This is a genomic window from Azospirillum melinis, assembly GCF_013340935.1.
Lineage (GTDB): Bacteria > Pseudomonadota > Alphaproteobacteria > Azospirillales > Azospirillaceae > Azospirillum > Azospirillum melinis.
The window spans coordinates 102,912-111,392 of sequence record NZ_WHOS01000021.1 but is presented as its reverse complement, the minus strand read 5'-3'; the positions used below and the strand labels follow the sequence as shown (position 1 = coordinate 111,392).

Here is an 8,481-nt window from a genome sequence, read left to right as displayed (position 1 = left end):
GGGCGGCAGGGTCGGACATATGAGCTCTCCGGCCTGTGTGGCGGCAAGGATTGAGGCCGGGTCGTTGGGCAGGGCGGCGGCGGGAAGGTCGATGGTGAAGACCGCCCCGCCATCCGGGCCGTTCGCCCCGGTCAGGGCGCCGCCGAAGTCACGCACGATCCCGGCCGAGATGGCAAGACCCAAGCCGAGCCCGCCGCTTCCCTCCTTCGTCCCATCCTTCACCGCCTCCTTGGTGGTGAAGAAGGGCTCGAACAGGCGGGGCAACACCTCGGCGGGCAGGCCGGGGCCATTGTCGGCGATCTCGATACGCACCCGGTCGCCCTCCGTCCGGGCGGTCAGCGTCAGCCTGCCTCCCGTCCGACCGGCCAGCGCATCCAGGCCGTTGGCGACCAGATTGACCAGCACCTGCTCCAGCCGGTTGGGATCGCAGAGTGCCGCGACATCCTCCGGCGCGTCGACCTGCATGGCGACACCGGAGCGCCGCAGCCGCTGGTCCAGCAGGAACAGCGCATTGTCGATGGGCCGTCGCACCGCGATGGGGCGGGGGGCGCCGGAGGATTTGCGGGCAAAGGATTTAAGCTGGCTCGTCAGCGCTCCCATGCTGTCCACCAGATGGGCGATGCGCTCCAGGTTGCCCTGCGCCGCCTCCAGATTGCCGCGCTGGAGGAACTTCACCGTGTTGCCCGACAGGGTGCGGAGCGCCGCCAGCGGCTGGTTCAGTTCATGCGCCAGACCGGCGGAGAGCTGGCCGATCACCGCCAGCTTGCCGGCATGGACCAGTTCGTCCTGGGCGGCGCGCAGGTTGCGGGTGCGCTCCTCCACCTTGCGTTCAAGCTCATGCAGGTGGCGGCGGCGCTGCACCCACATCAGCAGCAGGATGCCGGGGACGGCGCTGCCCATCGCGGCGAGGGCGGCGCGGGTCCAGGCCATGCCGGTCACCTGATCGACCGGCGACAGCACGGTCATCGTCCAGCCGGTGCCTTGCAGGGGGGCCGTCTGGGCCAGGAACCCGCCGGACACCGGGAAAACTGTCTCCTCCAACTGCCCGTCGGCCGGGCGGGAGAGGCGCACCAGTTCGGCGTCGGCGGCGATGCGATCCTGCCGCATCAGCCCCAGCGGCGAAAGCGGGCGGGCGTTGTATTGCAGGGTCTGGTCGAAATGGCGGCGGGTCGGCTCGTCCATCGGCCGCAGGGTGGTGAATTTCCAGGAGGGTACGGAGGCAAGGATCACCACGCCGTTCTCGTCGGCGACCAGCACCGGCGCCTCGACCGTCGACCAGGATTGCTCCAGCTGCTCCAGGCTGACCTTCACCACGGCGACGCCGACGATGGCGCCATCCTCGGTCAGCGGCGAGGAGAGGTAATAGCCGGCTTCCCCCCGCGTGGTGCCGACCCCGAAGAACCGGCCCTGGCGGCCGGCGGCGGCCTCGATGAAATAGGGGCGGTAGGACAGATCCTCGTTGATGAAGCTGTCCGGGCGGTTCCAGTTGCTGGCGGCCAGCACCCGGCCCCGGCGGTTCAGCACATAGATCGACAGGGTGCCGGCCCGCTCGTTCAGCCGTTCCAGATAGCGGTTCAGCCCCCAGGCCAGTGGCGCCCGTCCGGTGACGAGGTCGAGGACGTCGCGCTCCAGCCCCAGAGTCGCCGGGAAATAGGCGTATTTGTCGATCTCGCGCTCAAGGCTCTCGGCATAGAGGTCGAGCCGGTGGTGCCCGGTCTCCTGCAACGCGGCGAGGCCCATCCCCTCGCTGATGCGGAAGCCCACGACGCCGGCAAGCAGGGCCAGACCGGCGAGCGCCGGCAGGAGAAGGCCGATGGTGCGGAGGCGTCTGGCGGCGGGCATGAAAAAGGCGGGCAGGGAGAGGGGCCTCCGCATCATAGCAGAAGCCCCGTTCCATTGCCCGCCTGTCTTCTGTACCGCTCCGTCAGGGTATCGGCCCGTTACTCGGCAGCGGCCGGGGAGGGCAGGGCGGCACCGGCCTCCTCGTCCTCCTCAGTGCCGATGGCGTTCTCCCACTTGGCGACCACCGTGGTGGCGATGCCGTTGCCCAGCACGTTGGTGGCGGTGCGGCCCATGTCGAGGAAATGGTCGATGCCCATGATCAGCAGCACGCCGGCCTCCGGCAGGTGGAACATCGGCAGCACCGCGGCCACCACCACCAGCGAGGAGCGCGGAACGCCGGCGATGCCCTTGCTCGACACCATCAGCACCAGCAGCATGACGATCTGCTGTTCCAGCGTCAGCGGGATGCCATAGGCCTGGGCGATGAACAGCGACGCGAAGGCCGTGTAGATCATCGAGCCGTCGAGGTTGAAGGAATAGCCGAGCGGCAGCACGAAGCCGATCACCCGTTCGCGCACGCCCAGCGTCTTCAACTCCTCCATCACGCGGGGATAGGCGGATTCGCTGGACGCGGTGGAGAAGCCCAGCAGCATCGGCTGGCGCATCGCCTTGACCACGCGGAACACGTCGCCCTTCAGAACGACGAAGCCGGCGAAGACCAGCACCGCCCACAGCACCGCGAGCGCCACGTAGAAGCTGCCCATGAACTTGCCGTAGACCAGCAGCACGCCCAGCCCCTGGGTGGTCACCACGTTGGCGACGGCGGCGAAGACGCCGATGGGAGCGAAGCGCATCACATAGTCGGTGACCTTCAGCATCACCGGCACGACCTCTTCGATCGAGCGGGCGAGCAGGCCGGCCTTGGTGTCGCGCAGCTGGCCGATGGCGAGGCCGACGAAGACCGAGAAGATCAGGATCTGCAGGATCTCGTTGTTCGCCATCGCCTCGAAGAAGTTGCGCGGGAAGACGTGGGTCAGGAAATCCTTCAGGTTCAGGGCGGAGGTCTTCAGGCCGGCGCTGGCCGCCACGTCGGGCAGCGGCACGCCCACATTGGCGCCCGGATGCAGCAGGTTGGCGAAGATCAGCCCGATGAACAGCGACACGAAGGACGCCATCAGGAACCAGCCGACCGCCTTGCCGCCGATGCGGCCGACGGTGCGGGCGTCGCCCATGCCGGCCATGCCGGCGACCAGGGTGGCGAAGATCAGGGGCGCGATGATCATCTTGATCAGGCGCAGGAAGATGTCCGTCACCATCGCGAAATAGCCCGCGATCTCCTTGGCGGTGGCCGCATCGAACAGGCTGTTGCAGACATAGCCGGTGACGATGCCCAGCAGCATGGCGACGATGATCAGCGTCGTCTGTTTGTTCATGGTCCTGTTACCTCACCTTGTCCCGCCCGCCTCTACGCGCCGGCCGGGTTGCGGTCGATGGGAGCCGGCCCCCTGGTCCGCCGTCCATGTCTGGAGAGAGGACCGGAAACGGGGCCGGGTGGCGGAGAAGGTCAGCCGGCGGTCGCCAGCAGCCGCGGCTGGGTCAGCACCTCCGGCCGCAGAACCTCGGCCAGGGCGGCGGCGGTCATCAGGCCGCGCGCCTCCACCAGTTCGGCGACGCCCTTGCCGGTGCGGTGGGCCTCGGCGGCCACCTCGGTGGCGTTGGCGTAGCCGATGTAGGGGTTCAGCGCGGTGACGATGCCGATGGAGTTGCGCACGCCCGCTTCCAGATGGTCGCGGTTGGCGGTGATGCCGTCGACGCAGCGGTCGGCCAGCACCAGGCAGCCCTGGCGCAGGTGGTTGATGCTCTTGAACAGGCTGTGCGCGATGATCGGCTCGAAGGCGTTCAGCTGGAGCTGACCGGCTTCGGCGGCGAAGGTGACGGTCATGTCGTTGCCGATCACCTCGAAGGCGATCTGGTTGACCACCTCCGGGATCACCGGGTTGACCTTGCCCGGCATGATCGACGAGCCGGCCTGACGCGCCGGCAGGTTGATCTCGCCGAAACCGGCGCGCGGGCCGCTGGACAGCAGGCGCAGGTCGTTGCAGGTCTTGGACAGCTTCACCGCCACCCGCTTCAGCACGCCCGACAGCTGGACGAAGCTGCCGCAATCCTGCGTCGCCTCCACCAGATTGGGGGCGGTGACCACCGGCACGCCGCTGATTTCGGCCAGACGGCGGCAGACCAGCGCGGCATACTGGGGATGGGCGTTGATGCCGGTGCCGATGGCGGTGGCGCCCAGGTTGATCTCGCGGATCAGCAGGGCGGCCTCCTTCAGCCGCTCCTCATCCTCGGCCAGCATGACGGCGTAGGTGGAAAATTCCTGCCCCAGCGTCATCGGGACGGCATCCTGCAACTGGGTGCGGCCCATCTTCAGGATGTCGCGGAACTCGTCGGCCTTGCGCTGGAAGGCGGCGCGCAGATGGCCCATCGCCTCCACCAGCCGGAAGATGCCGGTGTAGGTCGCCAGCTTCAGCGCCGTCGGATAGACGTCGTTGGTCGACTGGCTCATGTTGACATGCTCGTTGGGGTGCAGATGGGCATAGTCGCCCCGGCCATGCCCCAGGATCTCCAGCGCCAGATTGGCGATCACCTCGTTGGCGTTCATGTTGGTCGAGGTGCCGGCGCCGCCCTGGATAACGTCGACGACGAACTGGTCGTGCAGCCTGCCCGCGCGGATTTCGCGGCAGGCGGCGGCGATGGCGTCGGCCCGCTCGGCGTTCAGCAGCCCGAGTTCATGGTTGGCGCGGGATGCTGCCATCTTGATCTCGGCAAGCGCGCGGACCAGATCGGGGTAATGGGAAATCGGCGTGCCGGTGATCGGGAAATTCTCGACAGCGCGCAGGGTGTGGACGCCGTAATAGGCATCGGCCGGGACTTCGCGGTCGCCCAGCAGGTCGTGTTCGGTGCGCGTTGTGGCAGGCATCGTACGTTTCGCTCCCTTGATTGAGACCGTCCCGTCTGCGCGGGACGCAACCAATCAGGAGCAACCGCCATGCCAGCGCGGGCTGACAGGACGTCGCGGCCTAAGCCATTGATCTTTTTGGATAGGATTGCTGGTCAGAACCGCTGATGTTCGGATTTCCGAACGCGGCCCGCCTCTGGGCGTTCGGAAATCCGAACGGGCCGGGCGGGCTGCCCGCGCCGGATTACTCGCCGAGGCGGTTGGACCAGTCCTCCACCCTGCCGCTCTCCACCCGGCGTCGGGCAAGCGTGCGCCAGCCGGTGGCGAGCGGCTCCAATTCCGCGATGCCAGCGAGCGTGGAGAGGTCGCCGGTGTCGTGGTAGAAGGCGCGCAGGATGCGGGCCAGCGGCCAGTCCGGCAGCGGACGCCCGAGCAAAGTGATCCCGTCTCCGGCGGCGACGGTGCCCGGCTCAAGCACGCGATAATACCAGCCGGTCCGGCCGGTGGATTGCACCCGTCGCGCCATGTCCTTCACGCCGAAGCGGTGGTTCAGCTTCCAGCAGGGTTGGCGCCCCTGGCTGACCTGCACCGTCGCCGTGCCGATGCGGAAGATGTCGCCGACGCAGACCGTTTCCTCCGTCAGGCCGAGCGTCGAAAGGTTCTCGCCAAAGGCACCGACGGACTCCAGCAGCGGGCAGGGGGCGGGCAGGTCACCGCGCCATGCCGCGTAATGGTCGAAGGGATAATGGTGGATCGCCTTGTCCGGCCCGCCATGGTTGCGGCGGTCGGCCTGTTCGTCGCCCTCGAGCCCGGCCGGACCGATGGCGATGGCGGCATCGACCGGATGCTTGCCGATGGCGCTGAGTGTGTCCGGCCGGCCGAACGGAACCGCCTTGCCGGTCAGGACTGCGTTCAGCATGGTGGACTTGGTCATCGGCCCTTCTCCGCTTTTGTGGCTGTCGCCCGGCTGGGGCTTTTTGCAAGACCCCCCTTATCGCTGCCCAGCCGGCGCCAGCCAAGGCGCCGCCTTGGCAGGTCAGCATTGCGGTGCGCACGCGTAAGACAACGGAGAGGCTGTCCGGCGGAAAGCCGGCGGTTGCCCGGAGGTTGCCGGATGATGCAGGCTCCCGACACCGCCAGCAGCCTGTGGGAGTTCACCGCCGCCATGCCCGCCTTCGCCGCGAACCTGACGATGATGTTCACGGAGTGGCCGTTCCTGGACCGCTTCGCCGCCGCCGCCGATGCCGGGTTTCGGGCGGTCGAATATCTCTTTCCCTACGAGCATGCGCCGGACGCGGTGGCGCAGCGGCTGGAGCGCAATGGCCTGACCCAGGCGCTGTTCAACATGCCGCCCGGCGACTGGGCAGCCGGGGAGCGCGGGCTTGCCGCACTGCCGGACCGGTTCGACGAGTTCCGTGCTGCGGTCGCCACGGCGCTGGACTATGCCGGGGCAACCGGCTGCCGGCGCCTCCACATGATGGCCGGGCTGGCCGATTCCGCCGATCCGGTGGCGCTCGACGCCTACCGGCGGGCCGTCCGCCACGCCGGAGAGGTGCTGGCGGAACGCGGGATCGAGCTGCTGCTGGAGCCGATCAACGGTCGCGACATGCCCGGTTATTTCCTGAACGATTTCGGCCTTGCCGAACGGCTGATCGCCGAGGCCGGGCTGCCCAACGTCCGGCTCCAGTTCGACCTCTACCACCGGCAGATCCTGCATGGCGACGTGACCGTGGCGCTGCGCCGGCTGATGCCGCTGGTTGGGCATGTGCAGGTCGCCTCCGTCCCGTCGCGCAACGAACCGGACGGCGAGGAACTGAACTGGCCCTTCCTGCTTGCCGAGTTGGACCGGCTCGGCTACGGCGGTTTCGTCGGCTGCGAATACCGGCCGCGCGCCGCCACGCTCGACGGGCTCGGCTGGTTCGCCCCGTATCGCGCAGCGGCCCGGTGACGGTCCCGCGGGCTTAGAGTCTGTCTGATGCCTATTGAAGCATCAGACAGACTCTAAGCATTTGATTTTCCGTGTGATTCACGCTTCAAGCGATTCCGCTTGAACCGATCACACTCTAGCCCAGCTTGTGCACGAAGTGGTGGCAGGCGATCTGGTAGCGCTTGCCCATATAGACGCGATGGGCGCTGCTGCGCTCCGGACCGACGGCGGAGTCGAGATGCAGCGCCGTGCAGTCCAGCCGTTCGGCCTCCGCCTTCACCCAGTCGAGGATGAGGGCGGCATAGCCGCGGCCGCGATAGTCCGGCAGAGTCGCCATGTCGACGATGTAGAGGGACTTACCCAGCCACAGCGAATGTTGCAGGCGGAAGCCCACGACACAGGCCGCCGGGCCGCCCGCCTCGGGAATAATGCCGGCGAGGCGGTAGCCGTTCGGCCGCAACTCCGTGTCGATGATGCGGGTCATCTCCGCCGCATCGTATTTCGGCCACAGAACCCGCAGGGCCGGCACGGCCACTTCTGTCAGTCCTTCGGAAATCTCAACAATCTCTGACTGCACGTCGCGTCCTCTCGGTGTCCGCTTTCCCATACCTGCTGCGGTCACAGAATGGTGCGTGTGTGAAGCAGGTTGCAAGCCTGGGCTTGAGCTTGGAGATTGATTGGTTTGGCTATGCGCATCCAGCGGGCAATGCGTGGCCGGATCGCCCGCTCAGACGGCGGTGAGCACGATCTTGCCTTGGACATGCCCCTTCGCGGCACGCTCGTGCGCCAGATGGGCTTCTGCGAGGGGGAAGACGCTGTCGATGACGACGCGGAGGGTGCCGTTGTCGAGGAGCCCGGCGATCTCCGTCAGTTGTGCGCCGTTGGAGCGGACCTGTGTCGCCGAAACCGTGACGCCCCGCTCTGCCGCCTCGGCCGCGGCGTCGAGGCCCAACGGGAAAATCGGAAACAGGGCGCCGCCGCGCTTCAGCGTCTTCAGGAACCGGGCGGAGGATGGACCGCCGACCGCATCGACGACGAGGTCGACCCCGCGCACCGTCTCCTCGGCCTTGACCTTGGTGTAATCGATGACCTCGTCGGCGCCGAGGTCGCGCAGAAGCGCCTCATGCCGGGTGGAGGCGACGGCGATGACGTGTGCGCCCCGCCATTTCGCAAGCTGAAGCGCAAGATGCCCGACACCGCCGGCGGCTCCGTTCACCAGCACGGCCCTGCCGTCGAGCGGCACCGGCCGGTGCCGGTGCGGCTGGAGCGGGCTCGGTTCGTCGTGGCCCAGATCGATCAGGAACTGCCATGCGGTCAGCAGCGACATCGGGGCGGCGGCAGCCTGCACATGGCCGATGCCGGCCGGCTTGCGGCCGACATCCGTCGCCGGTGCGGTGACATACTCCGCATAGGCCCGGCTGTCCCCGGCGAGACCGGTGGGAAAACGGATCATCGCATAGACCTCGTCGCCGGGCGCCAGCGTCCGCACATCGTCGGCGACGGCCTCGACAATGCCGGAAACATCCGTTCCGACGATGACGGGGAAGGACACCTGCGGCTGCCATTCGGGCGGAAGCATCCGATAGCCGTCGCGCAGATACCAGTCGGGAGGATTGACGCCGACCGCATGGACGCGGATCAGGATCTCGCCCGGCTTCGGTTCGGGCTTCGGCGCGTCTTCGTAAACCAGAACCTCCGGACCGCCGAAGGCGTGCAGCCGGACCGCTTTCATCGTCTCGCTCATCATGGTCTCCTTATCCAGGGTTTCTAAGACCGGATGACCATATGGCAGGCGGTTTTGGGATTGATAATC

The 8,481-nt window shown here is 67.5% G+C and carries 7 protein-coding genes; 1 reads left to right on the top strand and 6 read right to left on the bottom strand.

What is annotated here, in order from left to right; genetic code table 11:
* From GBZ48_RS17525 to GBZ48_RS17510, 4 genes are all read right to left on the bottom strand, one after another.
* On the bottom strand, positions 1 to 1,842 hold a 1,842-nt coding region (locus GBZ48_RS17525; protein WP_174472177.1), incomplete at its 3' end, for a sensor histidine kinase.
* A gap of 98 nt (positions 1,843 to 1,940) precedes the next feature.
* Complete coding sequence (locus GBZ48_RS17520) at positions 1,941 to 3,215, bottom strand: dicarboxylate/amino acid:cation symporter (protein ID WP_174472176.1); 1,275 nt, start codon at positions 3,213 to 3,215, stop codon at positions 1,941 to 1,943.
* A gap of 131 nt (positions 3,216 to 3,346) precedes the next feature.
* Complete coding sequence (gene aspA / locus GBZ48_RS17515; RefSeq protein ID WP_174472175.1) at positions 3,347 to 4,762, bottom strand: aspartate ammonia-lyase; 1,416 nt, start codon at positions 4,760 to 4,762, stop codon at positions 3,347 to 3,349.
* Positions 4,763 to 4,985: 223 nt separating this feature from the next.
* A complete protein-coding gene (locus GBZ48_RS17510) occupies positions 4,986 to 5,675 on the bottom strand; it encodes an MOSC domain-containing protein (protein ID WP_174472174.1) in 690 nt (229 codons plus the stop codon).
* Between the two features lie 180 nt (positions 5,676 to 5,855).
* Between GBZ48_RS17510 and otnI the strand changes: the two genes are divergently transcribed.
* Complete coding sequence (gene otnI / locus GBZ48_RS17505) at positions 5,856 to 6,689, top strand: 2-oxo-tetronate isomerase (protein WP_425485999.1); 834 nt, start codon at positions 5,856 to 5,858, stop codon at positions 6,687 to 6,689.
* 115 nt (positions 6,690 to 6,804) lie between these two features.
* Here otnI and GBZ48_RS17500 read toward each other — a convergent pair whose 3' ends face one another.
* Together GBZ48_RS17500 and GBZ48_RS17495 are read right to left on the bottom strand one after the other, a co-directional pair.
* The gene (locus tag GBZ48_RS17500; RefSeq protein WP_343049577.1) at positions 6,805 to 7,203 is read right to left on the bottom strand and encodes a GNAT family N-acetyltransferase; all 399 of its coding nucleotides are present in this window, start codon (positions 7,201 to 7,203) and stop codon (positions 6,805 to 6,807) included.
* 192 nt (positions 7,204 to 7,395) lie between these two features.
* Positions 7,396 to 8,412, bottom strand: coding sequence for an NADP-dependent oxidoreductase (locus GBZ48_RS17495; protein ID WP_209798411.1), 1,017 nt, complete (start codon positions 8,410 to 8,412; stop codon positions 7,396 to 7,398).
* Positions 8,413 to 8,481: the final 69 nt, after the last annotated feature.

Excerpts from the sequence above, each read along its gene's own strand:
- GBZ48_RS17520 (WP_174472176.1), bottom strand. The coding sequence starts at position 3,215 with ATGAACAAACAGACGACGCTGATCATCGTCGCCATGCTGCTGGGCATC.
- aspA (WP_174472175.1), bottom strand. The coding sequence starts at position 4,762 with ATGCCTGCCACAACGCGCACCGAACACGACCTGCTGGGCGACCGCGAA.
- GBZ48_RS17510 (WP_174472174.1), bottom strand. The coding sequence starts at position 5,675 with ATGACCAAGTCCACCATGCTGAACGCAGTCCTGACCGGCAAGGCGGTT.
- otnI (WP_425485999.1), top strand. The coding sequence starts at position 5,856 with ATGATGCAGGCTCCCGACACCGCCAGCAGCCTGTGGGAGTTCACCGCC.
- GBZ48_RS17495 (WP_209798411.1), bottom strand. The coding sequence starts at position 8,412 with ATGAGCGAGACGATGAAAGCGGTCCGGCTGCACGCCTTCGGCGGTCCG.